Raw genomic sequence first — 23438 nt, 5'->3', positions numbered from 1 at the left:
CCCTGTTCTTCGCCGGCGCTCCTTCATTCCGGCGGATCTTCTCTGTCGGCGCTCCTTCAGTGTCGGCGCATCGGACGGTTGGCCAGTTGCTGCAGATATTCGTTGTAGGCGTCCAGCTCAGGGTCTCCGGCCACGGCGGACTTACGGGCAGCCGCGACCCACCCCCGGGCCTCGTCCCGCTGCCAGCGCACCAGAATGAACATGAGCAGCAGCACTCCCGGCAGTTCCCCGTATGACCAGGCCAAACCTCCGGCCATGCCCTGGTCCGCCATGGGGTCGAGGCTCCAACTTGCCGGCGGGGTGGCGAAGAATTTGACCATCGGAGCCGTTGCCATCATGATGACCACGCCGAAAAAGGCGTGCAGCGGCATCTCGGCAAAGATGTCGAGCATACGACCGAAGTGCGTCTGCCGGGTGGGCAGCGGGTCTGCCGAGATCAGCGGCACGGTGAACAGGACGCCCGCAGCGAGGAACAGCAGTTCCAGCCACACATGCCCGTACCAATTCGGCAGCAGCAGGTCCGCGAGGCCGGAAAAATAGACACCGTAGAAGCTCAGCAGGAACAGGGGGACCATGAAAGCCGGGTGGATGGCCAATCTGCCCCAGCGTGAACGCAGCCCCCACATGGCCATCCTCAAGACGGGCCGGCCGAAGCGGCCATGAGGGGTTGCCCGCAGCAGCAAGGTGCCCGGAGAGCCGATGACCAGCAGCGGAGGCACGGCCATCATCAGGGTCAGCTGTTGGAACATGAAGACGGAGAACATCCGCAGTCCGTAGCCCTCGATCCCGGCGCCCATCACAACGATAATGGCCACGCAGCCGAGCAGGAACGACGCCGTCCTGACCGGCGACCAGTGCCGGCCCTTGCGCCAGAGGCTGATGGCACCGGCGAGGTAGAACACCGCCGCCAGCAGTGTCATGGCTGGAATCAGCGGAACCGGCTGAAGGTTCGGCGCGAGGTACTCACCCAGCGAGGGTGGCAGCGAGGGAAGCCAGACGGGGCCCTCGATTCCAGGCTCGCCCATCTCAGCACGCCCACTTGGTGAACGCGCCGTGTACCGGGGTGCTGTTTAGCCGTTGCTGACCGCTTGGAGCCTGTCCTGGCCCGCGTGTCCGACGTGCGTGAGCCCGAGGTCGAGCAACATCCGCACATGCGAATCCGCCAGGGAGTAATACGCCATCCGGCCGGCCCGACGGACCTGCACTACACGCGGTCCGCGCAGCAGCCGCAGCGCATGGGAGACTCCTGATTCGCTCAGCCCGGTGGTGGCAGCAAGATCGCACACGCACATTTCCCCGTCGAGGAGGGCAATGAGGATCCGCACCCGGCCCGGGTCCGAAAGCAGCCCGAAGATCACGGCCAGATCGTTCACGTCCGACTCGGCAGGCATCCGCGCCCTGACCTCCTCGACCCGGTCGGCGTCGACCACACGGACTGCGCAATCGCTGCCGGCCCGACGGGGCGTCGCCTGCCGTGCCCGTGCTGTTCCAGTCATCCATCAAGACTACCCCTACCTGCGAATGCGTCGCATTTGTCTTGCCTTAAGCGGCCGTCGAAAGGATGACGGACACAGAGTCCGGCCGTGCTTGGCGTGGCCACGAATTAACGTCTGAACAACTCTACATATATTCTGGAGTGGTGCCGGAATGCCTGGCACCACCCGGCCCCGGGCTGAGGGACCGGGCCGGGGATCAGCACCTAGGAGCCATCGTGACTTTGAAAGCCGCACTTGCAGGAGGCAGCCCGGCCATTTCCCCGGGACTGCCGTTCCTGATCGCGTCGGGCGGGACGGCTGTGATGGCGGACGGTGCTGCTGTCCTGCCCGCCATCCGGCAGGCCCGCGCATGAGCGGTCACGATCACGCTTCCGAAGCGACTGTTCGGCGCAGCAAACTCATCACGGTCTTCGCCATCACCTTCACTGTGATGATTGCCGAAATCATCGGCTCCGCACTTACCGGGAGCCTGGCGCTGCTGGCGGATGCCGGGCACATGTTCACCGATTCCGCCGGGCTGTTGATAGCGCTCGTCGCCGCGTCGCTGGCCATGAAGCCCGCCACGCTGAAACGGACCTGGGGCTATAAGCGCGCCGAGATCATCGCCGCGGCCGGACAGGCGGCATTGCTGCTCGCCGTCGGCGGCTTCGTCATCGTCGAGGGCATCCGCAGGCTCTTCGAACCACCCGAAATCGGCGGGTCCACGATGCTCTGGTTCGGCGTCATCGGCCTGGCCGGCAACGCCGTAGGCCTGATAATTCTGGCCTCCGGCCGGAACCACAACTTCAACATGAAGGCCGCCTTTCTTGAGGTCCTCAACGACGCCCTCGGATCGGTAGCGGTCATCACGGCGGCCATCGTCATAGCCGTCACCGGCTGGCTTCAGGCCGACGCCGTCGTGTCCTTGATCATCGGCGTCCTGATCATCCCGCGGACCCTGAAGCTGCTCCGCGACACCGTGAACGTGCTGATGGAATCCACTCCCGAAGGACTGGACCTGGCCAAGGTGCGCGACCACATCCTGGCTCTCCCGCACGTCATCGATGTTCACGACCTTCATGCTTCGCTTGTGGCCTCCGGAACTCCGGTGCTCTCGGCGCACGTTGCAGTGGAAGACAGCTGTATGACCGACGGCCACGCGGCCGGCATCCTCGCTCAGCTGCAGGCATGCCTCGCCCAGGACTTCGACATCAGCGTCGAACATTCCACCTTCCAGATCGAACCAGCATCCCACCGCGACCAGGAAAGCATCCACCACTGATGACGCACAGCAAAACACTGCCCCAGCCCATGGACAAGGCAAAGAAGGTCCGCGTATTCATCTGGGTCCTGCTGGCTGTCCTCGTCGCCGTTGGAGTGATCTGGTACACCGTATTTACGCTGAACAAACCCGCTCCGACAGAACCTACGCCTGCTGCTGAAGCCCAAGTGGTCCGTGACGACAGCCATCGAGTCACCTCCCCGGCTGTCGAAAAGGCACAACTGGTGGAGTTCCTGGACTTCGAGTGCGAAGCCTGCCTCGCCGCGCAGCCGGTGGTCGAGGAACTGAAGAAGGAATTCGGAGACCGCGTCACCTTCGTCCACCGCTACTTCCCATTGCCGGCACACCGCAATTCGGCCACGGCAGCCCTCGCTGTAGAAGCAGCCGCCCAACAGGGCAAATATGAGCAAATGTACGCAAAAATGTTCGAAACCCAGGCGCAGTGGGGCGAGAAGACGGAGTCCCAAGCACCCCTGTTCCGCACATTCGCCGGGGAACTGGGCCTCGATCTGAGTGCCTACGACGCTGCTGTGGCGGACGACAAGACCAAGGAACGGATCAAGAAGGACATCGCGGACGGTACAACCCTGGGAGTGAAAGGAACACCGACGTTCTTCCTCAACGGTGAGATGCTCACCCTGGACACCGAGGCACAATTCCGTCAGCTCGTAGCCGATGCCGTGAAATAGCTGACCACCCGCCAAGCGGCCCGTTGTCATTGCCCCGGATTGCCCCGGGCAGACGCCCGGGAGCGGCTTAGGCGCCTACCTGTCCCTGGCCGACCAGCAGAATTGCAGAACACTTCGATGAAACTCTTTACAACGCGACTCCTGCGCATCCGCTTGGTGATTGCCGCCGTCGTCCTTTCCCCTGCGGTCGCCGCAGCTCCGGCGCAGGCACACGCCGCCGCGGAAGCGGTGTTTCCGACCAGGGAGACCATCACCGTCCAAAACCCTGCCCAAGCCCGCACCGCGACACCATCGCCGACGCCCGAAGCGACTTCGCCGTCCAGCACCCCTGCCCCGGCGACTGAAACCACACCGGAACAGGTTAAGCCCAACGATGACAACGCTCCCCTGGCCGTAGGCATTGCTGCCGCGATCCTGGTTGTCGCCGCCCTTGTCCTCTACATCGCCCAGAAGCGCAGGGACAAGACATCCGCGGCATAGGCACCCGAAGCTGCCCGGGCATTAGTTTCCGGCTTGGCGCCTGACCATTTCATTGATCCAGGCCGGGGCGAACGGAGAAGTGCAGTTGGGTGGCGTTGGATAGTCCTTCAGCACTTCCAACCGCTCGCCGATGTCCAGGGCACGCGGACGGTACTCCGGGTGTTCAATCCCAATTTGCGCCAGACAGTTATTCATTGCCCACTGCAGGCGGTCCGGGGCGTCCTTCATTTCTGCTTCGATAATGTCCAGCAGTTTTCCGAGGTCCAGGCCTTCGGGGCGTTTGACCACACGCTCGGCGGTCAGTGCCCAGCCAGCACTGGACACCACAGGATCAGGGTCGGCAAACCATGCCACCCTCAAATCCTCAGCAAACGGGCTTTTCTTGACGACGTAATTGACGAACCAGTCATGTACTTTGGGTCGCTTGGCTTCCCGGAGCATGGCGTCGAGTTCGTTCTTTCCGAAGTCCTTGGGACGGCAGATCAGAAGTGACAGAAGACGCGCAGCGGTGTCGCCCGTGGACCACAGTTCGCGGGACAGATCCTGCTGGATTTTGAGCCTCTTGGCTACAGCACGAAGCTTGCTGAGATTCACCCCGTGATCGTCGCCGTGCTTCTCATTGACCTCGCGGGCCCGGGGATCCTCCAAGGCGGCAAGCTCCGCCAGGACCGCGTCCAGGGAAGATTCGGGCGCCATTGATCCTGCCACTGCTGTCTCCTGTCCTCCGATGGCAGAAACTACTGCTGATTGCCGTCCTTGAACAGTCCGGCAATCTTAGCGCCGAGGTCCTTCACGTTTTCGGCTACGTCCCCGGCAATTTCCTTTGACTTCTCCGCGACGTCACCGGCCAATTCCTTGACATTCTCTCCAACGTCACCGGAGAAGAACTCCTTCACGTTCTCTGCGGCTTCACCAGCGAATTCCTTGACATTCTCCACAGCGTCACCAGCAAATTCCTTGGCATTTTCAAGTGCGTCGCCTGTGGCGTTCTTCGCGTTCGATGCCCCGTCATTCACCGCGTCGGCTCCAGTGTTTTCCTCAGTCATGACGAACTCCTCTGTCGGGTTGTGGCTTTGCGCATCAAAGGAGGTTTCCCCCTCTGGCTTCAAACTATTTGCAGCAGCGGAATTACGCAACGTCAGCGCACCCGTTCGGCTTTCGTGAATCTTGAGCGCGCCCCCGAAACCATGTGCACCAGCACCGGCGTCTTCTGTCCGATGACGAGGTCCAGTGCTTCGACCAGTTGTGAGACCTCCGCAGCCAGGAGGTGGGGTGCCACGCCCTGGCGCGGTTGGATGCGTATCCGCAGACCCGGTTGCCCCTTGAACTCATAGGTTGCCACTGACACCCCGGCAAGGTCGGTTCTTTCCGTCAACGCAGCCCTCAGTGCCTGTTCGGCGACGCCACCGCCAATCCTGACTTCGCCGTCGACATTGCTGTCATCATCACTGGCGACCAGGAGGTTGGCCCGTCCTTTGCCCTGCTGTGACAGCCACGCAATCATGGCGACGATGAGGGCCACCAGGACCACACCCGCCACAATCCACAGCCAGCTCTCTTCGCGTCCGGGAAACCGCGTCTGCCGGAAGGCATTCTCAGCTCCGGCCCAGACGCCGGCAGCCCATCCACGCCACCAGGCGGCCACTGCAGGGACAGTCGCCAGCAGCAGGAGCAGAAGACCCACCGCCAAGAGTTTGATCCCGATGATGAAGAGCAAGACGCGGTTGAGTGCCCGGGGTGTTCCGTTCACGCCCCAATCACCCCCGACGACGCCAGGTTGACCCGGACCGTGGGCATGGGAACCGGCGACATCTCCTCAAGTTCAGCCTGCACAGCCGCGAGTACGGCGTCGTGGCTCACGCGGCTCCCGGATGTTGGCCGCACATTGACCACCACTGTCTGTCGGGAAACCACCACCATCACCTGCTCCTGGGTAACGTTCGCTGCCATCCGGGCACGACGGGCAAGTGCGGAGGCCAGGACTTCGTCGTCAACCACGACGGCGGTCCGCGGGTCCCGGAGCAGATGGCGGGCCCGCCTGCCAGGCAGCACTGCGTGGAGCAGGAAGAACAGCCCCACCATGGCGACCACGGCACCGCTCGCTCCCAGCAGGAGGGGTGAAATGCCCTCAGGTAGGGCGATGATGCGTTCGGCAGCAGTGGTGGGATCAACCAACCAAGGAGGCTGGCCGACCGCACGGACTCCGGCTTCCAGCAACGCGTATACGCAGAGAATAATGACGAGCACCGCAGCAATGACGGCGGCGCCGGCCCGTGATGAATGGGTCTCGCGACGGAGGATACGGCTCATCGCCGGGTCCTCCCCCGCCACCGGCGCGGCGTCGTTGTCCAGGCCCACGGCCATGAACTTCCCGGTTTCCTGGTCCTGTGTCATTGAACGCGGCCTCCCTCCCTGACCTGGGCCCCACTGATCCTGATATCCACCCTGCTCAGCTGGGAACCACTGAGCCGGGTCACCGTCTCGAGGACTCTGGATTTGGCAGCTACGGTGCGATCCCAGATGGAGCCCCCGAAACCTTGGACACGCCTGGGATCCCGGAGCACTTCCGTCAAAGCCGGGACGCTGATGGGTGCGACAATCGACAAAGCCAGCAGGCCGTCGTCGTCCGCCCAATCCGCGCGGATGTCGCTGGCCTCAACGCCGAGCGCCTCGGCGGCAGCGGCGCGGGCCAGGGAAGTCAAAGCCTGGGTACTGATCCGGTTATGGCCGGCCAGGCTGGTGGTGGTGTACTCCACAGCCTCAGCCACGCTCATGACGAAGAGCGCCGGCCCGTAATGGCGTCAAGGACACTTCTAAGATCCAGTTTCCCTTCGGCGGCCCGCCCCAACAACGCTCCGATTCCCATGAAAAGCAGTGAGATGAGGAAACCCCACAGCCCGAACGAGAACGACATGAACGCCACGAAGGCTCCGATCGCGATTCCCACTACGGTCATGCTCACTGGAGTGCCTCCCTTTCCACCACGACGGTCTTGGCCCCGGGCTGTTTTGCCGGCGGCGCGATGAAAACGTCGGTAATCTCTATGTTCACTTCGATCACCTGAAGGCCAACCAGTTCTTCGACAGCGCGGTACACCGCCGCCCGGACCTGATTGGCGACGCCATGCAAAGGATGGCCGTAGAGGGCAACCAAGGTGATGTCCACTGCCACTTGGGTTTCGCCCACCTCGGCGCGGACGCCCGCTGCGTGGTCTGAACTGCCGACAGCGTCACGGATCGCGCCAAGAGCGCGGGAAGGACCTGAACCAAGAGAGTAGACACCGGGCACTGTGCGGGCGGCGACACCTGCCACCTTCGCCACCGCGGCCTCGGAGATGATGGTGCGTCCGGTACCGGGAATCTCGCCCCCAGGCACAGGATCCGGCTGCACGTTCTGGACTTCCATGGAGCACTCCCCTTCTCTTGAGTACCACCCTAGCGTCTAGCTACGACGCTTTGGAGACAAGGGGTGCGCGCGGCGGTGCCCTAGGAGCAGTTCTTCTCTGTCCACGTCTGGATGGGCTTCATGAGTTCCTCGAACTGGCCATCGCCGTACTTGCTGAAATCCGACCCCGCGGACTCAGTGAAGGCCCGCAGTTTCTCGAACGACGGCTTCAGCTCTTCCGGCACCTTGCCCTGCATTTTCGACAACTCATCCTTGGCCTTCTGGATGTCCTCAGCATTTCCGCCGGTCATGGCTGCCAGGGGGAGAATGGTGACGCTCAGCATGGTGGCGCTGACAGACAGGCAAGCCTCTGACATTGAGGTGAATTGGCCGTATACACCGTCGGTTCCTGCCGAGCCGTCCGGGCTGGGCGCGCTGGCGGAAGCGGAGCTTGAACCCACTTCCGCGGCGGGGGTTTCGGACGCCGCCGGGGTGTTTTGAGCTGCCGGCGATGGTGAGGAGCAGGCGCTGAGCGTCAGCATTGCGACGAGACCGGCAGCTGCTGCCAGGCGGCCGGAAAAGGACAGGCGTGAACGTTCGATGGCGACCATGAATTCCCCCAAAAAGATGCGTGCGATGACAAGCTGGCAGGCCAAGAATACTTCGGCCATCGCCCCGAGGCCAGAGACGAGTTATCCACAAGGCCCGTTTCCAGGCTGGGAGGCGACTGGGAACCCTGCCTAGACTGGCCGACACATCACCTGAAACAGCAGCTGGGGAGCTCGCCATGCCACGCCTTACGTATGCCGCTTTGTTGCCTCTCCGTGCGCGAACGGCGGCAATCGTCGTTGTTGCAGCGGTGCTTCTCAGCGGCTGCCAGGGCGGGTCACCCACTGCGGGCAACTCGGAAACACACACGACGACGGCGTCGCCCACCTCAAGTGTTTCGTCGCCTGTTGCTTCGGCTGCTCCGCCTTCGTCGGGTGCGTACAAGCCGGCGGATGCGAAGGGGAAAGCGCAGAACGTGCCGGTGCCTGTGATGCCCGAGTTGGCGAAGGAGAACTCCAAGGCGGGGCTGGAGGCGTTTATTCGGTATTGGTACGCGACGTACTCTTATGCCACTGAGACCGGTGACCTGGGTCCATGGCTACAGACCACCGATACCTCCAACACGCTCGCAGCCGCTTATAAGAGAGCTCTTGAGGGCAACCACTCGGACGGAAGATGGATGGTTGGCGGGCAAATTTCCGTTCCAGCCGTCGACATCATCTGGACCGCAGGGGCAAGTACCCAAGAGGCCAGAGCCCAGGTCATTCAAGAAGAAATTCACTACCTCAACCCCGACGGCACTGAGGGCAGGGAATCTACACCGGCATCGAACATCGCCGAGGCGGTTTTTCTGGAATTCAGGAGTGGTACGTGGAGAGTCATTAACAACGGCTTGATTGTTGGTTGATGGTGAAGATCCTTCGCGTTGGGGTTCTTCTCCTGGTCCTCTCGGCTATCTGGGCAACCCCGGCTCCCGCGCATTCTTCAAACGACGACGGACGCCAACTAAGTGTCGGCCGTGGTGAGACGGCACTGACCGTCGGGGCCACATTTATCTTCAACCCCGAGACCGGCAAATCTGAGCCGAGGCCTGGAGCGTCCCCGGCCGCCGAGGACCCCAACCAGTACATGGCCGATACCCACTGCCGTGCCGACGGACCCGACACCAAAGACCCCGGCTGCGACGCCCTCGACTGCCCCGCCACCACACCCGGTGGCCCAGAAGGCACCCCCGTCATCTGGAAAGAAGCCCCCAAAGCCATCACCAACCCCGGCTGGACCAACTGGATCCCCATCACCGGCCCCACCTGCCTCTATGACGCAGAGCCGCAAAACGTCCTCGCCGACATCGCCGCCCGCATCCTCAACGACTTCCGCCAACTCCCCATCAACCCAGGAAACCTCCAAGCCCAACCCTTCCCCCACACCCTCAAAGGCGGACCCACCAACTTCTACACCACCGCCACCGAACAAACCTTCGACGTCACCATCCTCGGCCAAGCCATCCACCTCACCGCCACCCCCGCCAACCACACCTACACCTTCGGAGACGGCACCACCCTGGGCCCCACCCCCGCCGCCGGCTACCCCCTCCCCGAAGCCGAATGGCTCACCACCGAAACCCGCACCAGCCACAGCTACACCGAAACCGGAAACTACCCCGCCACCATCACCACCAGCTTCACCGGCACCTACTCCGTCAACAACGGCCCACCACTACCCATCAACGGAACCCTGGACCTGACCACACCAGCCACAACCATCCACGTCTGGAAAACACAAAGAGCACTCGTCGCCGACACCTGCCAACAAAACCCCAACTCCTGGGGCTGCCCCACCACCGAACCAACGCACTAAGGCCTCGGAACAGTAGCTTCCTGACCCGTTTTGAACCCGAAACAGCTCGAAACCGCGGGAAAAGCGCGCTCAACGGCCTCAAACAAGGTCACAAAGCCACACCACCCAGGTGCCGACGTCGAATCTTGCGGAAACCCCTGTACCCCCACCACCCAAGTTGAGGGCGGACAGCCCGGCAACACACCCAAACACGGCGTGTTGGATCCCTCACAGTTTCAAAGTGGGTGGCGGCGGTACGCGGGGACGGAGAAGCCGCGTCTTCAACGGAGATCCTGGGCCTTAAAAGAAGAAAAGCACCAGTTCCAAAGAACTGATGCTTCCCAGTGGTGGCTCCGACCGGCGTCGATCCGGTGACCTTTCGATTTTCAGTCGAACGCTCTACCAACTGAGCTACAGAGCCTAGGTGACATGTCACCTTGAGAACCGAATTTCTTCGGCGCTCAGAGCGACCCTGACGGGACTTGAACCCGCGACCTCCGCCGTGACAGGGCGGCGCGCTAACCAACTGCGCTACAGGGCCTTGCGTTTGCAGTATCTCTACCGCGTTTTTTTCAAGGCTTCTAGCTTACCAGACTTTTTCAGTCCGATTTACCACTTCCTTGCGTACCCCCAACGGGATTCGAACCCGTGCCGCCGCCGTGAAAGGGCGGTGTCCTAGGCCGCTAGACGATGGGGGCCTGAACTCAATTCGGATTTTGCAAAGAAAAGGGACGCTTTACGCGTTCTTTCCGTGTCTCGCTCGTCCGAACTGGACTCTAAAACTTTAGAGCATAGATGCCGATATTCCCAAATCGAGGTTGGAGGACCATCCCGGGCCCCCGCTTGCGAACGCGCCGAGGGGTTGGAACCCACCCTTTTGGAGGCTTCCTAAGAGTCGAAAGGTAACCCCTCGCGAGACCCGAGAAGGGAGGCCCGCGAACATTGGCAGGATCTTGCCCTGACGCGTCCGAAAACCGCCAGCCGTCCCGGCCGATGCCCCGATAGATTTGGCACATGACAACCACTTCCCCGGCCGAACCCGGCCAGCCATCCCCGAGCCTGCCCCCGCGCACCACCCCCGCGCCGGGAGCGGCCATCAGCAAACTGGGCATCGCTGCGGTCATCGTTACCGTTGTCCTGTGGGCATCCGCGTTCGTGGGCATCCGGGCGGTCGGCCCCAGCTTCTCCCCCGGGTCGTTGACGCTCGGGCGTTTGGCGGTTGCCGCCGTCGTTCTTGGCATTGTGGTGCTGCCGACGCTGAAGGTCTGGCCGAAAGGCCGGGAGTGGCTTCCGATCGTGGCCTACGGGGTGATGTGGTTCGGCGGCTACAACGTCGCCCTGAACGCCGCGGAACACATGCTCGACGCCGGCACCAGCGCCATGCTGATCAACGTCTCGCCCATCCTCATCGCCATCCTGGCGGGAATCTTCCTCAAGGAGGGCTTCCCGCGGTGGCTGCTGATCGGCAGCGGGGTGGCTTTCTGCGGTGTGGCGATGATCGCCTTGGGTTCGGGGCAACGTTCGACGGCGGATGTCGCCGGAGTGCTGTTGTGCCTCCTCGCTGCTGTGCTCGCCTCAGTGAGCGCAATCCTGCAAAAGCCCGTGCTCCGGAAATTCTCAGCAGGCCAGGCAACGTGGTTCGGCATCATGGTCGGAGCGCTTTGCTGCCTGCCGTGGGCAGGTCAGTTGGTGACCGAAATCCAGGCAGCGCCTCTTCCGGCCACGCTCGGCCTGGTGTACTTGGGCATCTTCCCCACCGCCATCGCCTTCACCACGTGGGCGTACGCCCTGTCGCTGATCTCGGCCGGCAAACTGGCTGCCACGACATACCTGGTGCCGGGAACAACGATCCTGATCTCCTGGGCCGTCCTTCAGGAAGTACCAACCATCTGGGGCCTGATCGGTGGAGTGGTGTGCCTGGTGGGCGTTGGGCTCACGCGGCGTCGGACCAGCTGAACCTGCCGCTAGCGGGCCATCTCTGCCAGGAGTTCACGGTGCGTGGGCGGGTTGGCCCCCGGACGCCCGACAGTGATGGCGGCTGCCATCGACGCGATGCTGCCGATCCGCTCCAGCACGGTTGGCGCCAGCCCGTCGCTGCCACGCAACAAAAGGCCCATGATGAGCGCCGACATGTAGGAATCGCCCGCGCCAATGGTGTCCGCCACGGTGGACGGCACGGCGCGGACCCGGAGCTGAAAGTGGCGCGTGGCCATCAATGAGCCCTTCGCACCCTCGGTCATGACCGCCAGGGTGGTACCCAGCGTCAGAAGATGGCTCGCGATATCCTCCAGTGCCTTGCCCGGGTAGAGCCAGTGGGCGTCCGAGGCACTCATCCTCACGACATCCGTCAGCGGCACAATTTCCTCAAAGAGGGCAAGTGCTTCGTGATGGCTGCCCAGGAGATCAGTGCGGATGTTGGGATCGTAGGTGACCATGCAGCCTCCCTGCGCCTGCTCCAACAAGCTCCGGACCACTCCGGCGCCGGGCTCAAGGAACGTAGCAATGGAACCGGTGTGCAGGATGCGCGGCGCATACGGCAGCGCCAAGGGGGCCAGGGCCCACTCAATGTCGAAGGTGTAAGCGGCCGAACCGTCTGCAGCGATCCTGGCTGTCGCCGTCGCGGTCTTTCCCATGGACTGGGACCCGGGCAGCAGCACCACTCCCGCGCTCTGGAGGTGCGCTGCGATGGCGTCGCCCCGGGGGTCCCGGCCGATCGCCGTCAAAAGTCCGGCTTTCACATCCAGCCGGCCCAACCCGTAAGCAACGTTGGTCGGCGAACCGCCGGGGTATTCGGCCTGGCCGTCGGGCGACTGCACGATGTCGATCAGCGCCTCGCCCACAACGACGACGTCGAGGGGTTCAGACATGGGGGAAGCGGTGGAAGTCATGCGGTTCCTGTGTCTATCGGAAAGGGACTGAGATCAGTATCCCTCATGACATGGGGCGCTAATACAGCCGTGGCGGACTAAAGTCGAGTCATGCCCGCGAATCTTCCTCCCGGACTTCCCATCGTTCCCGACGGCGAGCGTCCCTCTTCGCCGCTGCCGGAGCGGGACGCGCCGCACAGGCTGCCCTTCCAAATGTCACCCGAGGAGTTTGAAGAAGCCGTCAGCGACGCCCTGCAGCTGATCCCGGCCAAAGCCGCCCATGCCATGGACAACGTGGCAATTTTCATTGAGGACGACTACACCCCGCAGCCGGGGGAAGACCCGGGCACAGTGTTGTTGGGACTGTACGAGGGCGTGCCGCTGACGGAACGGGATTCCTGGTGGGATGCGGGCTCCCTGCCGGACCGCATCACAATCTTCCGCCAGCCCATCCTGGATATCTGCGGCAGCCGCCAGGAAGTCATCGATGAGGTTGCCATCACCGTGGTTCACGAGATCGCACACCACTTCGGGATAGATGACGATCGCTTGCACGAGCTCGGCTGGGGCTAGCCTTGTATGCATGGGGCATGATCACAACCACTCGCACGGCGTTACCGCAACCGGAAAGCACCGCAAACGCCTGATCGCCGTCCTGGGCATCACCTTGGGCGTCGTGGGCATCCAAGTGGTCGGTGCCGTCGTTTCCGGTTCCCTGGCGCTGCTGGCGGATGCCGGGCACATGCTCTCCGACGCTGCAGGTGTCTTCATTGCGCTCATGGCCGCATGGATTGCCACCCGCCCGGCCAGCGATCTGCGGACCTACGGATACCAGCGCGCAGAGGTTTTGGCTGCCTTGGCCAACGCTCTGATCCTCATTGTGATCGCCGTAGTGATCATGATCGAAGCGATCCGTCGGTTCGGCGAAGCCACCGAAATCCAGACCGGCGTAATGCTGTGGGCTGCAGTCCTGGGCGCCGTCGCCAACCTGGTTTCCCTCCTCATCCTGCAGGGAGCGCAAAAGGAAAGCCTCAACGTCCGCGGCGCCTACCTTGAGGTGCTGGGCGACCTCCTGGGCTCCATCGCGGTCATCGTGGCAGCAATCGTGATCATGACCACCGGGTTCTCGGCTGCCGACCCCATCGCCTCGGTCCTCATCGCCCTGATGATCATTCCCCGTGCATGGCATCTGCTCCGCGACGTGGTGGACGTACTTCTTGAAGCCACCCCCAAGGGCGTGGACGTGAACATGATCCGCGAGCACATCATGGCCGTGGACGGTGTGGTGGAAGCACACGACATCCACATCTGGACCATCACTTCCGGCGTACCGGTGTTCTCCGCCCACGTGGTGGTGCAGGACGAGGTGCTCAATGCCACTGGCGCGGACAGCATCCTGGACCAGCTGGGCTCCTGCCTTGGCCGGCACTTCGACACCGAGCACTGCACGTTCCAACTGGAGCCCGTCAGCCATTCCGAGCACGAATCGCACCAGCACGCCTGAAAAGCTCAGCCGTCCGGGTCTTCCGTACTGACTGTCCCCGCTGAACCGTCCACGGTGATGCGCTGGCCCGTACGTAGCCGGATGGTTGCGTCCGGGACGCCGACGACCGCAGGGATCCCGTACTCGCGTGCCACCACGGCGCCGTGCGAGTTTGGCCCGCCCATCTCCATGACCAGGCCTCCCGCTGTGAGGAACAGCGGGGTCCACCCGGGATCCGTGGACGGAGCCACGAGGATCTCACCCGGCTCCAGATGTGCCCCGACCGGGTCCATGATGACGCGCGCAGGCGCGCTCACCTGACCCGTCGACGCCGGGCTGCCGGACAATGTTCCCGGGCGCGGATCGGCATCGCCCGCAGCCGTCGCTTCCGGCTCCGTGCCGTCTGAGAGCAGCACCCGGGGAATGTGCCTGCGCCGGAGTTCGTGTTCGTAGGCCGCCCTGTATTGTGCAATTTCCTCGCCGAAATCCTGCCCCGCAAGCGCATTTTCCACCCTGTCCAGATCCAGGAAGAAGATGTCCTCCGGGCGCTCGATCCGATGTGATGCTGCCAGTTCGTTTCCCACCAAAAGCAGTTGTTGCCGGGCCACGGCGAGGCCCAGCACGAGGTTGTATTTGGGCAACTCGCGCAGACCAGCGAACCTGCGCGTTCGGTCCAGCGCTGCGCGGACCACCACTGCGTGGAGCGGACTGATGGCCCGGGCCCGGGCGATGAACTTCGCCACCTGTTCTTCGGCCTCTTCAGCTGCCCTGCGGAACTGCTCGTCGGGAGCCCCCGCACCGGGCTGCAGTCTCAGATAATTGGCCAGGACGCCAAGAATGTGGGTGGGATCGTCTCCCCACCGGGGCATGCCAAGGTCGATTTCAGCCACGGCCCGGTGCCCGTAGGCGCGCAGGAACCCATCGAGGCCGGATTGTGCAATGGCAGGCAACCCCTCGTCCCTGTACCGTTCCAGCAGCGCTTCCGCCGTTTGGCCAGCCATGGAGGCAGCGGCGTCGTCATCTTCCCTGATCTGCGAGGCGAGCTGCCACAGGGCCAGGTCCATTTCAGTGGTGACGTTGTTGGGCAGCCCGCGGATCACGGTCTGCAGTTCAGCGTAGGATGCCTGGTCGCCGAGTATCCGGCCTACGAGCGCCAGCAGGGCAAAGCCGAGCGCCGGCAATGGCAGGATTTGCGGGACGGTGGCGAAGAGCTCCGAACCCAGGATTCTTTGCACGTGGGCTACCCGTTGATGGGCGGTGGCTTCCCCGGGGACGGCTATGGCTTTGCGGAGGTCAGAACTGTGGCGCTCTACCCGTTCCAAGGCCGCCTCCGGACGGAACAGACCCCGGAGCAACGATTCGGGGACGCGGTATTTTGCAGCAACTGGAGCCACGTGGCGGATGAGTTTCAGCGGCGTTTTGATGGTCACCGAAAAGCGGGCGTCATCGAACAAACTCCGTATCAGCATGGCGGACCGGGCTTCCATGACATCGAAGACCCGGGGCACGATCTTCCGCCCGATCCGGCTCCGCAATACCGGGGTGAGATCAAAGAAGATGCGCTGGCCGGCCTCGTAATAGGGCGAGGGTCCTGACCGGGGATCCGGGACGGCAAAGCCCGCCGTTTTGCCTACACAGGAGGCTATGAGGCGAATCCCGGCCAAACCCATGGGCGTCAGTGGCCGTGTGAGGCCCTGCGCGAGGCTGAAATTCAGAAAGGCGTGGATGCCAGGGACCTGTGGGGTGCGGGTGGTTTGCGGGTAAAGGGTGGTGATGGGCCTGGCCTGGGTCAGCCACAGTTTTCCGTTGGGATCCATGGCCCACTCGGTGTCCTGTGGAGCTCCATAGTGTCTCTCCACCAAGCGGCCAAGTTCGGCCAGCTCCTTGATCTGCCGGTCACTGAGACACGGTTGAACAGCTGCATCCCGGGCGCCTTCCGGGTCCCCCGGACTTTCGTTGAGGGACCGTTGGGTCCGTTGCGTGCCGCCGCCCGGCACGGCATGGATCTCCACCCGCCGGTCCCCCAGGGTGCGTTTCACAATGGCACCGCCGGCCATATCAACAACGTACTGATCCGGATTCACGGCGCCGGATACCACGGCCTCCCCCAGACCGGGGCTCGCGTCGATCACTGTCTCGTGCCTCTTGCCCGTCACGGGATTGGCCGTGAACATAACACCGGCAGCCGTCGAATCGACCATCTCCTGGACAACGACAGCCAGGGCGGCACCAGCATGCTCAATGCCGTTGGTAGCCCGGTACGTCACCGCCCTGTCAGTCCACAAGGAAGCCCAGCAGCGGCTCACGGCATCCAGGACAGAGTCCGCGCCCACCACGTTCAGGAAAGTGTCCTGTTGGCCGGCGAAACTCGCGAAGGGAAGGTCTTCGGCTGTTGCCGAGGACCTGACCGCGACAGGGACGTTGCTGCCCAGGGCGTCATAGGCGGACCGCACTGCTTCAGCGATGTCGGCCGGGACCCCGGCGTCGAGGACCAGGGAACGGGCCCGCCCGGCCAACCGGTTCAGCCCTGTAAGGTCAACCGTGCTTGTCGATTCCAGGGCCGCACAAATGTCATCCAGGCCGCTCGATGACAGCGCACGCCGATAAGCATCCGTGGTCAGGCAAAAGCCTGGCGGCACGGGTAGGCCGGCGGCTGCAAGCTCGCCGAGGTTCGCTGCTTTGCCGCCCACCTCGGGAAGCATGGGTCCACGAATATCCGTGAGCTGCAGCGTGAACACCGGCATCCCTTTTCCTGCGCCTTTTCCTACACCGCGCCGAGCATCGGACCAAACTTGTCGCGGTCTGCCAGACGGGGATCCTCGCGGTCCGGAACAACCAACACGGGTCCCTTCGCATGGTGCAGGACGCCATCCGATGTGGATCCCAACAGCATGCCCGCAAACCCGCCGCGGCCACGGGTGCCCAAAACCACCAATTCCACGCTGCGGCTGGTTTCCACCAGAACGTCAACAGGCGAGCCGTCCCTGAGGTCCGTCTCGATGGTCAGTTGCGGGAAATGGCTCTGCAGCCAGGCAACCCCCGCGTCCAGCTGAACCTTGATATCGGCAAACAAGGCGTCCCGGTCCAAGGGAGCGGGGACCCAGGCCAAGGAACCGCTGTATTGCGGGACAGCGCAAATGACGCGGAGCTTGGCTCCCATGCGTTGGGCCTGCTCAGCTGCTTCGAGCACAGCGACCCGCGCCTGCTCCGAGCCGTCCACGCCCACTGCAACCACGTTTTCCACGATGCGGGGGCCGGCCTTGGCGTGCTCGGCCTTGATGTGTTTGTCCTCGGTATTCTCGCCGAGGCGGTCAGCACAATAGAGCGGGACAGTTACTGTGGGGCACTTGGCATGGGCGGGCAAGGCGCTGCTGACTGAACCCAGCAGACGACCTACGAAACCGCCGCGGCCACGGCTTCCGAAAACCAGCAGCGCTGCCTCTGCGGAAAGATCCAGCAGCACGCCTGCTGCGTCGCCGTTTTCGACGGAAGCATCAACGTCGATGGAGTATCGGGCGACCTTGTCCATGGCCTGCTTGACAATGGCTTCCGCGCCCTCACGAATGACCGAATCGTCCACGGTGGCGTATCCGCCGTCGAGTCCTGAGGCGGCGAAAATAGGAACCGAGTACGCCGTGACGATGTGCAGCGGAAGCTGCCTGCGTTCGGCCTCACGTGCTGCCCACACCAGGGCGCACTGCCCGTGTTCCGAGCCGTCCACTCCCACGACGATGCCGCCCGGTGCCACTGTCAGGCCCTCGCCGTCCTGTGGCTCTTCACTGTGTCTGCCGTGCTGGTCCATTTGGGGCCCGCCTCTCCACCTACTGCTTGATGTTCCGGCCATTCTGCCAGAGGTTTTCCGCATCGGATTCCTCGAGGGCTCGATTGTCAATGGCCAGGGGCAGGGAAATCCGGAATTTCCCTGTCCAATGCCCACTATTCTCGGTCGGCAGGGCCGAATCAAGGTGGCTCGGCTGTATGTGTATAACGGTCGGGGCTCGGTTTCCGGACCCCGTTTTTGTGCTGCTGATGAACACACGGAACACGCTGTCAGGGAAGGCTATCCATGCGCGAAAAAGTTCGGTAGTGTTCGAGTCACCGAATGGCCGGCGAACGTGTCCTACAGCACACTCCGGCCATTTATTTGCGGCCGCTTGGGGAACTCGGACGCGATCCCACGCGATGCCGCAAGGCACACACGTCAAGGAGGAACCAAGCAGTGTCACACGCGCCTGATTCCGGCACGGAACGCACAACCACCGTGGTCATAGGAACCGGCTTGTCCGGCCTGGCAGTTGCCAGTGAACTCAGCCGCTACGGCGTGGGCTCCATAGTGGTGGATGGTTTCGGTGCCCTGTCAGCCACCGGCCCGGCGGTCCACACAGGCATGCTTCAACGCTGCGAGGTCACCGATCCCGCGTCCATCCAGGAACGCAACGAAATCCTCCGCCACTTACGCAATTACGCGGCCAGCCACCATCTGGACGTACGCAGCACCACCAGGGCCGTCCGCCTGGATTTCCTGGGCGCGGACCCAACCCAGCACATCGGGTACGGGCTCGCCGCAAGCATGACCCGGAGCGGTCTCCATGCCTCTGGCCCCCTCGAATCCGCCCCGCGACAGTGGGCAGTCCACACCGCCAACGGGGTTCTCCTGGCAGACCATATTGTGGTCACACGCTGCGCCCAGAGCCAGCTGCGCCGCATGCTGGCCGAACTTGGAATCGCCGTCGGGCAGAACCTGGTCTCCGCGATGCGGGCAGTGGGAATGCACCTGGTGGGCGTGGGCGAGCTCATTACGCCCAGCCCCAAGGAAGTCCTGCGGCAAGCCAAGGCAGTGGGCCAGGCAATCTCCACCAAAGTGGCGCTCCCGGGCGGCCCGGGTATCGCCATCGCCTAGCCGGCATCATTCACGGCAGCCGCAACACGAAGTTTAAACGCCAAAGGCCGGTGTCCTCGAAGATGATCTTCGGAGACACCGGCCTTTGCGTTGAAGCGTGAGGCTTATGCGCCAGCGCGTACGTACGTGATGGGACCAGTAGCGGTCAACCAGCTGATCGGGTGGATGCCCGTCTGATTGCCGTTGATTCCACCGCTGATTGCCTGGCCGTTGCCGATGTAGATGGCGACGTGGCCGGACTGGACGATCATGTCGCCCGGCTGCGGGTCGCTGACAACCTTGCCGTAGTTCATGAACTGCATGGGGGCGAGGTCGCCAACCGGAATGCCGGCGGAACCGAGGGCCCGCTCAACCATGGCGGTGCAGTCCTGCATGATGCCGATCTGGGCGTAAGCCGAGGCAACCATGGCAGCGTTGACGCCGCCGGCAGCGGGAGCAGCAGCTACAGGAGCAGCAGCAGGTGCAACAGCGGCCGGAGCTGCAACTGCAGCCTGGGCAGCTACGGGAGCCGCAGCTGCGGCAGCGGTAACGGCAGCCGGCTTGGCAGCGGGGGCTTCAACTACAGGAGCCGGCTTTTCGATGACCGGAGCTGCAACGGAAGCAACAGCCGGACGCTCGAAGTTGATGGTAGCCGTAGAAAGAGCGGTAACAACCTTGGTGGGGGCCTCGGAAGCGGTCTCGGCGACCGTGGCGGGGCTGGCATCGCGCTGGACCGGAGCCTCTGCAGCGTGTGCAGCGACAGAGCCGGTCAGAACGAGTCCGGAAGCTGCTGCGATAACAGCTGCCTGGCGGCCAGCGCCGGAAGCGTTGCTCGCAACTGCCTTGGAGATGGAGATGAACGGATTAGGACGTACGCTGTCCGCCTTACGACGGCCGCGAAGAATGCGTGAAGACATGAAAGAGCCTCTCCCGATGCCTGCGAGGTTAGCTGTCGGATTCGGATGGGAGTCACCCGGCCACTATCCCCCGCTGTTCAGCGGAAGCTTCGTGACTTCACCCCAAGGCACGCTCGAAAGCGGCCCAAAATGGGTTCCCCGTCTCTGCCGTAGGTTTGTCTGCGAACGGATTCCGGACTGCGGCAGAGCTAGGCAATCAGGCCGGAAGTGCCCGCTACGTGGAACAGGCACAGGTACTACCGTACGCGATGATCCCGTCGAAGTCACATTTAAGTAACGAGGACTGCGGCTTTGGCGTGTCGCGGTAACCGAACCGAGATATTCGCAGCTACGTAGAAAAGCCCGCTATTCTGCGGCTTCCGGGCGGTTTTCGTCGTCCGATCCGGCAAGTTTCCTGCGGGCTGTAACGGCGAGGAAGATCACGAGCGCAACCGCAACAACCGCAATGACAACAATGCTCCAGGGGAATGGCTGGGACGCATCTGCCGCGGGCGAACTGCTGGCTGTTCCCGGAGGCGCCGTACCCGCGGACGGCACCGTTCCCGAGGTGGCCGAAGCGGACGCCGAAGGTGCCGCCGAGCCGCTTGCCGCCGTCGTGCTTCCCGCTGTGGCCGTGAACTTGAAGGTGCCCTCAATGGGGTGCGAATCGGAGCTGACAACGCGCCACACCACCGTGTACTCCCCCGCCGGCGCGCCGGCCCGGAGCTTCTGCACGGCCTGGCTGTCGATGATCTCGACCGGCCCGTCTGCCCAGTTCTCGCCGCCTGAGGTTACGGAGACGCCCGATCCGATGGCCAGCGGCCGGTTGTTGAACGTAATGGAGACCGACGCCGGCACTTCAGCCACGGTTGCACCGTTCGCCGGCGCTGTGGATTCCGCGACGTCGTGCGCGGACGCCGGAGCCGCGGAAAACAGCAGGGCAGACGCGAGGGCAAGGGCGGCGACGACGGCGGCCAGAAGCGGGCGGATGGTACGCATGGGGCGGTTTCTCCTAGTGTTGGCTTCCTTACAGACTAGGGGAATGGTCCGAAGCTCCCACATTCAACGGCATAGGATTTGAGAGCACACTCCCCCCAATACCCGGAGACCTTCATGCTTAAACAAGGTTCTGCAGTGGACCGCTATTTCAAGATTTCCGAACGTGGCTCCACGTACTCACGGGAAATCCGTGGCGGCTTCGCGACATTCTTCGCCATGAGCTACATCGTTGTGCTGAACCCGCTGATCCTCTCGGGGGCAGACTCCAGCGGAGCTTCCCTGGGCTTCACCGCGGTCGCAGCCACCACGGCGTTCGTCGCCGGCATCCTGACCATCCTCATGGGCGCCTGGGCCAAGCACCCCTTCGCTGTGGCCACCGGGCTGGGCGTGAATGCGTTCGTCGCGGTTACCGTGGCCTCGCACCCGCAGCTGACGTGGCCCGACATGATGGGCCTTGTTGTCCTCTCCGGCGTCACGATGCTCATCCTGGTGCTCACCGGCTTCCGCACCGCGGTTTTCAAGGCTGTGCCGGAGGCGTTGAAGACGGCGATCGTGGTGGGCATCGGCTTGTTCATTGCCCTGATCGGCCTGGTGAACGCCGGTTTCGTCCGGCGCATCCCGGACGCTGCGGGCACGACGGTTCCGCTGGGACTCGGTGTTGACGGGAAGCTCATGGGCTGGCCCACTTTGGTGTTTGCCGTCGGTCTGATCCTGACCATCGCCCTGGTGGTCCGCAAGGTCCGAGGCGCCATCCTGATCGGCATCGTGGTCTCCACCGCTCTGGCTGCGATCCTCGAATTCACGCTCCACATCGGCCCCAGCTTCGATGGCAAGAACGTCAACCCCCGTGGCTGGTCCCTGGTGGCCCCCACTTTGTCGGAGTGGGGCGCTCCGGACCTCTCCCTGATCGGCAAGGCCAACCCCTTCGGGGCCTTCGAACACCTCGGCTTCATCGCCGCGGCGCTGCTGGCATTCGTGATCCTGCTGAGCATCTTCTTCGACGCCATGGGCACCATGGTGGGCCTGGCCAATGAGGCCGGAACGGTGGACAAGGACGGCAACATCCCGAACGTGGACCGCGTGCTGCAGGTGGACGCCCTTGGTGCCATCGTCGGCGGCGGGGCCTCGGTTTCCTCCAACCAGATCTTCGTTGAATCCGGTGCGGGCATCGGCGAGGGTGCCCGCACCGGCCTGGCGTCGATCGTGACCGGCGTTCTCTTCCTTATTGCCATGTTCTTCACACCGCTGATCAACCTGGTGCCGTTCGAAGCCGTGGCCCCCGCGCTGGTGGTTGTGGGCTTCATGATGGTGTCCCAGGTGGGGAAGATCGACTGGCAGGACTGGGGAGTCGGGATTCCCGCGTTCCTGACCATCGCCTTGATGCCGTTCACGTACTCCATCGCCAACGGCCTGGGTGCCGGGTTCATCTCGTTCGTGCTGATCCGCACCTTCCAGGGCCGCGCCCGCGAAGTCCACCCCTTGATGTGGGCTGTGGCCGCTGCGTTCCTGCTCTTCTTCGGCATCGGAACCGTTGAGGAACTCCTGGGCGTCAAGTAGGCATTCCGGTATTTCAGACACCCCGGACCCGGAACTGCTGGTATTGGCAGTCCGGGTCCGGTCTGCTTAAAGCATGGAAACACGCGCCGTAATTGTAGATGTCAGCCCCGCCCCGTGGACCGGCCGTTTCGACGGCGACGGCGTTGCGCACCGCCGCTGGTGGCAGGCCGTCACCCCGCACACGCCCGCAACGGCCAGCACCGCCTCGCGTCCCGCCGTCGTGCTTGGGTTCTGCAGTGACGCCGGCGTTCGACGCAACAAGGGCCGCACGGGTGCCGCCGCGGCGCCGGCCGCCATCCGTTCGGTACTGGGACCGCTGGCTTACCACCTGGAACGGGACGTGTTCGACGCCGGCGATGTGGTTGTGGAGGGCGACTCGCTGGAAGCGGGCCAGGAGCGCGCCGGCCATGCCATCTCGGGATTGCTCGACGCCGGTAACCTCACCGTGGTGCTGGGCGGAGGCCACGAGACCGCGTTTGCCAGCTACTTGGGCGTCGCCGGCTCGGACGTGGTCCAGGGCAAGCGGCTGGGTGTGCTGAATCTTGATGCCCACTTTGACCTAAGGGATGAGCCCACACCGAGCTCGGGCACGCCGTTCCTTCAGATGGCCCGGGCGGAGGCCGCCGCCGGACGCGAACTGCAGTACGCCGTCGTCGGAATTTCCGAGCCGAACAATACCCGGACCCTTTTTGACACGGCGCAACGCCTCGGCGTGAAGTATCTGCTGGACGAGCAATGCTCACCGGAAGCCGTGGAGGTTTTTGTAGCGGATTTCCTGGCTGGCGTGGATGTCCTGTACCTCACGATCGACCTCGACGTGATGCCGGCCTCGGTGGCACCCGGGGTGAGCGCTCCTGCGGCCTATGGCGTCCCGCTGCCCGTGATCAGCGCGGTTTGCCGGCAGGTTGCCGCCAGCGGGAAGTTGCTGCACGTTGATGTCGCCGAACTGAATCCGGAATTCGACGTTGATTCCCGGACTGCGAAAGTTGCAGCACGTTTGGTGAACACGCTCCTGGGATAGTCGCCCGCCCCTTTTCCCTCCGGCCTTCGCCGCTTAGCCTG

Annotated in this window: 27 protein-coding genes, 3 tRNA genes and 1 riboswitch; of the genes, 12 read left to right on the top strand and 18 right to left on the bottom strand. The window is 63.5% G+C overall.

Translation table 11 applies throughout. The features are described 5' to 3' along the window. Window positions 1-56: 56 nt before the first annotated feature. Both JMY29_RS02070 and JMY29_RS02065 read right to left on the bottom strand, forming a co-directional pair. Entirely contained in the window at window positions 57-1025 is a 969-nt protein-coding gene (locus tag JMY29_RS02070) for a cytochrome c oxidase assembly protein (protein ID WP_039239399.1), read from the bottom strand. Window positions 1026-1070: 45 nt separating this feature from the next. After that, window positions 1071-1496: an ArsR/SmtB family transcription factor gene (locus tag JMY29_RS02065; RefSeq protein WP_035734213.1), complete on the bottom strand. Its 426-nt coding sequence runs from the start codon at window positions 1494-1496 to the stop codon at window positions 1071-1073. Window positions 1497-1711: 215 nt separating this feature from the next. Here JMY29_RS02065 and JMY29_RS02060 point away from each other — a divergent pair, with 215 nt between their 5' ends. The 4 genes from JMY29_RS02060 to JMY29_RS02045 all read left to right on the top strand — a co-directional run bounded on the left by JMY29_RS02060 (window position 1712) and on the right by JMY29_RS02045 (window position 3926). After that, window positions 1712-1849, top strand: coding sequence for a hypothetical protein (locus tag JMY29_RS02060; RefSeq protein WP_160291483.1), 138 nt, complete (start codon window positions 1712-1714; stop codon window positions 1847-1849). Beyond that, window positions 1846-2757 (top strand): cation diffusion facilitator family transporter, encoded by a 912-nt coding sequence (locus tag JMY29_RS02055; RefSeq protein WP_189076727.1) that lies wholly within the window; start codon window positions 1846-1848, stop codon window positions 2755-2757. Before JMY29_RS02060 ends, JMY29_RS02055 begins: the two co-directional genes overlap by 4 nt. Continuing rightward, complete coding sequence (locus JMY29_RS02050) at window positions 2757-3446, top strand: DsbA family protein (protein ID WP_018779534.1); 690 nt, start codon at window positions 2757-2759, stop codon at window positions 3444-3446. Before JMY29_RS02055 ends, JMY29_RS02050 begins: the two co-directional genes overlap by 1 nt. Before the next feature lie 117 nt (window positions 3447-3563). Next, window positions 3564-3926: a hypothetical protein gene (locus JMY29_RS02045; RefSeq protein WP_039239393.1), complete on the top strand. Its 363-nt coding sequence runs from the start codon at window positions 3564-3566 to the stop codon at window positions 3924-3926. Between the two features lie 21 nt (window positions 3927-3947). On the opposite strand, the gene JMY29_RS02040 is transcribed toward JMY29_RS02045, so the two are convergent. The 8 genes from JMY29_RS02040 to JMY29_RS02005 form a co-directional block, all read right to left on the bottom strand. After that, window positions 3948-4622 carry a DNA alkylation repair protein gene (locus tag JMY29_RS02040; protein ID WP_144401221.1) on the bottom strand — a complete coding sequence of 225 codons (675 nt, stop codon included), beginning with the start codon at window positions 4620-4622 and terminating at the stop codon, window positions 3948-3950. A 41-nt stretch (window positions 4623-4663) separates the two neighbouring features. After that, window positions 4664-4972, bottom strand: coding sequence for a hypothetical protein (locus JMY29_RS02035; RefSeq protein WP_189076728.1), 309 nt, complete (start codon window positions 4970-4972; stop codon window positions 4664-4666). A gap of 92 nt (window positions 4973-5064) precedes the next feature. Continuing rightward, window positions 5065-5676, bottom strand: coding sequence for a hypothetical protein (locus JMY29_RS02030; RefSeq protein ID WP_039239390.1), 612 nt, complete (start codon window positions 5674-5676; stop codon window positions 5065-5067). Next, a complete protein-coding gene (locus tag JMY29_RS02025; RefSeq protein WP_018779539.1) occupies window positions 5673-6320 on the bottom strand; it encodes a DUF6286 domain-containing protein in 648 nt (215 codons plus the stop codon). The genes JMY29_RS02030 and JMY29_RS02025 overlap by 4 nt, the downstream gene beginning before the upstream one ends. After that, a complete protein-coding gene (locus JMY29_RS02020) occupies window positions 6317-6700 on the bottom strand; it encodes a hypothetical protein (protein ID WP_018779540.1) in 384 nt (127 codons plus the stop codon). The genes JMY29_RS02025 and JMY29_RS02020 overlap by 4 nt, the downstream gene beginning before the upstream one ends. Continuing rightward, window positions 6697-6888 (bottom strand): DUF2273 domain-containing protein, encoded by a 192-nt coding sequence (locus JMY29_RS02015; RefSeq protein ID WP_018779541.1) that lies wholly within the window; start codon window positions 6886-6888, stop codon window positions 6697-6699. Before JMY29_RS02015 ends, JMY29_RS02020 begins: the two co-directional genes overlap by 4 nt. Next, window positions 6885-7331 (bottom strand): Asp23/Gls24 family envelope stress response protein, encoded by a 447-nt coding sequence (locus tag JMY29_RS02010; RefSeq protein ID WP_189076729.1) that lies wholly within the window; start codon window positions 7329-7331, stop codon window positions 6885-6887. Before JMY29_RS02010 ends, JMY29_RS02015 begins: the two co-directional genes overlap by 4 nt. A gap of 80 nt (window positions 7332-7411) precedes the next feature. Beyond that, window positions 7412-7981: a hypothetical protein gene (locus tag JMY29_RS02005; protein ID WP_039239388.1), complete on the bottom strand. Its 570-nt coding sequence runs from the start codon at window positions 7979-7981 to the stop codon at window positions 7412-7414. Window positions 7982-8097: 116 nt separating this feature from the next. Between JMY29_RS02005 and JMY29_RS02000 the strand changes: the two genes are divergently transcribed. Continuing rightward, complete coding sequence (locus tag JMY29_RS02000; protein WP_039239387.1) at window positions 8098-8766, top strand: DUF6318 family protein; 669 nt, start codon at window positions 8098-8100, stop codon at window positions 8764-8766. Further along, window positions 8766-9716 (top strand): hypothetical protein, encoded by a 951-nt coding sequence (locus tag JMY29_RS01995; protein WP_233460881.1) that lies wholly within the window; start codon window positions 8766-8768, stop codon window positions 9714-9716. The genes JMY29_RS02000 and JMY29_RS01995 overlap by 1 nt, the downstream gene beginning before the upstream one ends. Before the next feature lie 324 nt (window positions 9717-10040). On the opposite strand, the gene JMY29_RS01990 is transcribed toward JMY29_RS01995, so the two are convergent. The 3 genes from JMY29_RS01990 to JMY29_RS01980 form a co-directional block, all read right to left on the bottom strand. Continuing rightward, window positions 10041-10116, bottom strand: a tRNA-Phe gene (locus tag JMY29_RS01990). Window positions 10117-10162: 46 nt separating this feature from the next. Beyond that, window positions 10163-10236, bottom strand: a tRNA-Asp gene (locus JMY29_RS01985). Between the two features lie 84 nt (window positions 10237-10320). Next, window positions 10321-10393: transfer RNA gene (locus JMY29_RS01980), tRNA-Glu, on the bottom strand. A 316-nt stretch (window positions 10394-10709) separates the two neighbouring features. On the opposite strand from JMY29_RS01980, the gene JMY29_RS01975 reads away from it, so the two are divergent. Continuing rightward, window positions 10710-11651 (top strand): DMT family transporter, encoded by a 942-nt coding sequence (locus JMY29_RS01975; protein ID WP_018780269.1) that lies wholly within the window; start codon window positions 10710-10712, stop codon window positions 11649-11651. A gap of 8 nt (window positions 11652-11659) precedes the next feature. Here the strand turns inward: JMY29_RS01975 and JMY29_RS01970 are convergent, their stop codons facing one another. Continuing rightward, complete coding sequence (locus JMY29_RS01970; protein WP_018780270.1) at window positions 11660-12583, bottom strand: carbohydrate kinase family protein; 924 nt, start codon at window positions 12581-12583, stop codon at window positions 11660-11662. 90 nt (window positions 12584-12673) lie between these two features. Between JMY29_RS01970 and JMY29_RS01965 the strand changes: the two genes are divergently transcribed. Both JMY29_RS01965 and JMY29_RS01960 read left to right on the top strand, forming a co-directional pair. Next, on the top strand, window positions 12674-13135 hold the full coding sequence (locus JMY29_RS01965) for a metallopeptidase family protein (protein ID WP_189076919.1): 462 nt from the start codon (window positions 12674-12676) through the stop codon (window positions 13133-13135). Window positions 13136-13145: 10 nt separating this feature from the next. Beyond that, entirely contained in the window at window positions 13146-14066 is a 921-nt protein-coding gene (locus tag JMY29_RS01960; protein WP_018780272.1) for a cation diffusion facilitator family transporter, read from the top strand. Window positions 14067-14071: 5 nt separating this feature from the next. On the opposite strand, the gene JMY29_RS01955 is transcribed toward JMY29_RS01960, so the two are convergent. Beyond that, a complete protein-coding gene (locus tag JMY29_RS01955; RefSeq protein ID WP_229778727.1) occupies window positions 14072-16789 on the bottom strand; it encodes a PEP/pyruvate-binding domain-containing protein in 2718 nt (905 codons plus the stop codon). A gap of 20 nt (window positions 16790-16809) precedes the next feature. After that, window positions 16810-17847 (bottom strand): universal stress protein, encoded by a 1038-nt coding sequence (locus JMY29_RS01950; RefSeq protein WP_018780274.1) that lies wholly within the window; start codon window positions 17845-17847, stop codon window positions 16810-16812. A gap of 417 nt (window positions 17848-18264) precedes the next feature. Between JMY29_RS01950 and JMY29_RS01945 the strand changes: the two genes are divergently transcribed. Continuing rightward, on the top strand, window positions 18265-18945 hold the full coding sequence (locus JMY29_RS01945; RefSeq protein WP_039239382.1) for an NAD(P)/FAD-dependent oxidoreductase: 681 nt from the start codon (window positions 18265-18267) through the stop codon (window positions 18943-18945). A 104-nt stretch (window positions 18946-19049) separates the two neighbouring features. Here JMY29_RS01945 and JMY29_RS01940 read toward each other — a convergent pair whose 3' ends face one another. Beyond that, window positions 19050-19841, bottom strand: coding sequence for an NlpC/P60 family protein (locus tag JMY29_RS01940; RefSeq protein ID WP_189076920.1), 792 nt, complete (start codon window positions 19839-19841; stop codon window positions 19050-19052). Between the two features lie 3 nt (window positions 19842-19844). Next, window positions 19845-20012: riboswitch (cyclic di-AMP (ydaO/yuaA leader) on the bottom strand. A 174-nt stretch (window positions 20013-20186) separates the two neighbouring features. Continuing rightward, a complete protein-coding gene (locus JMY29_RS01935) occupies window positions 20187-20819 on the bottom strand; it encodes a copper resistance CopC family protein (protein WP_189076921.1) in 633 nt (210 codons plus the stop codon). 114 nt (window positions 20820-20933) lie between these two features. Between JMY29_RS01935 and JMY29_RS01930 the strand changes: the two genes are divergently transcribed. Further along, window positions 20934-22376, top strand: a complete 1443-nt coding sequence (locus JMY29_RS01930) for an NCS2 family permease (protein ID WP_018780279.1) — start codon at window positions 20934-20936, stop codon at window positions 22374-22376. Between the two features lie 73 nt (window positions 22377-22449). Then, on the top strand, window positions 22450-23397 hold the full coding sequence (gene hutG, locus JMY29_RS01925; protein ID WP_189076922.1) for a formimidoylglutamase: 948 nt from the start codon (window positions 22450-22452) through the stop codon (window positions 23395-23397). Window positions 23398-23438: the final 41 nt, after the last annotated feature.

The sequence above is a fragment of the Paenarthrobacter nicotinovorans genome, assembly GCF_021919345.1.
GTDB classification, from domain to species: domain Bacteria; phylum Actinomycetota; class Actinomycetes; order Actinomycetales; family Micrococcaceae; genus Arthrobacter; species Arthrobacter nicotinovorans.
This window is presented reverse-complemented; position numbering and strand designations above follow the sequence as displayed.

Excerpts from the sequence above, each read along its gene's own strand:
- JMY29_RS01960 (WP_018780272.1), top strand. The coding sequence starts at position 13,146 with ATGGGGCATGATCACAACCACTCGCACGGCGTTACCGCAACCGGAAAG.
- JMY29_RS02050 (WP_018779534.1), top strand. The coding sequence starts at position 2,757 with ATGACGCACAGCAAAACACTGCCCCAGCCCATGGACAAGGCAAAGAAG.
- JMY29_RS01950 (WP_018780274.1), bottom strand. The coding sequence starts at position 17,847 with ATGGACCAGCACGGCAGACACAGTGAAGAGCCACAGGACGGCGAGGGC.
- JMY29_RS01970 (WP_018780270.1), bottom strand. The coding sequence starts at position 12,583 with ATGACTTCCACCGCTTCCCCCATGTCTGAACCCCTCGACGTCGTCGTT.
- JMY29_RS01930 (WP_018780279.1), top strand. The coding sequence starts at position 20,934 with ATGCTTAAACAAGGTTCTGCAGTGGACCGCTATTTCAAGATTTCCGAA.
- JMY29_RS02055 (WP_189076727.1), top strand. The coding sequence starts at position 1,846 with ATGAGCGGTCACGATCACGCTTCCGAAGCGACTGTTCGGCGCAGCAAA.
- JMY29_RS01940 (WP_189076920.1), bottom strand. The coding sequence starts at position 19,841 with ATGTCTTCACGCATTCTTCGCGGCCGTCGTAAGGCGGACAGCGTACGT.
- JMY29_RS02025 (WP_018779539.1), bottom strand. The coding sequence starts at position 6,320 with ATGACACAGGACCAGGAAACCGGGAAGTTCATGGCCGTGGGCCTGGAC.
- JMY29_RS02065 (WP_035734213.1), bottom strand. The coding sequence starts at position 1,496 with ATGACTGGAACAGCACGGGCACGGCAGGCGACGCCCCGTCGGGCCGGC.
- JMY29_RS01995 (WP_233460881.1), top strand. The coding sequence starts at position 8,766 with ATGGTGAAGATCCTTCGCGTTGGGGTTCTTCTCCTGGTCCTCTCGGCT.
- JMY29_RS01935 (WP_189076921.1), bottom strand. The coding sequence starts at position 20,819 with ATGCGTACCATCCGCCCGCTTCTGGCCGCCGTCGTCGCCGCCCTTGCC.
- JMY29_RS02070 (WP_039239399.1), bottom strand. The coding sequence starts at position 1,025 with ATGGGCGAGCCTGGAATCGAGGGCCCCGTCTGGCTTCCCTCGCTGCCA.
- JMY29_RS01975 (WP_018780269.1), top strand. The coding sequence starts at position 10,710 with ATGACAACCACTTCCCCGGCCGAACCCGGCCAGCCATCCCCGAGCCTG.
- JMY29_RS02045 (WP_039239393.1), top strand. The coding sequence starts at position 3,564 with ATGAAACTCTTTACAACGCGACTCCTGCGCATCCGCTTGGTGATTGCC.
- JMY29_RS02020 (WP_018779540.1), bottom strand. The coding sequence starts at position 6,700 with ATGAGCGTGGCTGAGGCTGTGGAGTACACCACCACCAGCCTGGCCGGC.
- JMY29_RS02010 (WP_189076729.1), bottom strand. The coding sequence starts at position 7,331 with ATGGAAGTCCAGAACGTGCAGCCGGATCCTGTGCCTGGGGGCGAGATT.
- JMY29_RS02005 (WP_039239388.1), bottom strand. The coding sequence starts at position 7,981 with ATGGCCGAAGTATTCTTGGCCTGCCAGCTTGTCATCGCACGCATCTTT.
- JMY29_RS02040 (WP_144401221.1), bottom strand. The coding sequence starts at position 4,622 with ATGGCGCCCGAATCTTCCCTGGACGCGGTCCTGGCGGAGCTTGCCGCC.
- JMY29_RS02035 (WP_189076728.1), bottom strand. The coding sequence starts at position 4,972 with ATGACTGAGGAAAACACTGGAGCCGACGCGGTGAATGACGGGGCATCG.
- hutG (WP_189076922.1), top strand. The coding sequence starts at position 22,450 with ATGGAAACACGCGCCGTAATTGTAGATGTCAGCCCCGCCCCGTGGACC.
- JMY29_RS02000 (WP_039239387.1), top strand. The coding sequence starts at position 8,098 with ATGCCACGCCTTACGTATGCCGCTTTGTTGCCTCTCCGTGCGCGAACG.
- JMY29_RS01955 (WP_229778727.1), bottom strand. The coding sequence starts at position 16,789 with ATGCCGGTGTTCACGCTGCAGCTCACGGATATTCGTGGACCCATGCTT.
- JMY29_RS01965 (WP_189076919.1), top strand. The coding sequence starts at position 12,674 with ATGCCCGCGAATCTTCCTCCCGGACTTCCCATCGTTCCCGACGGCGAG.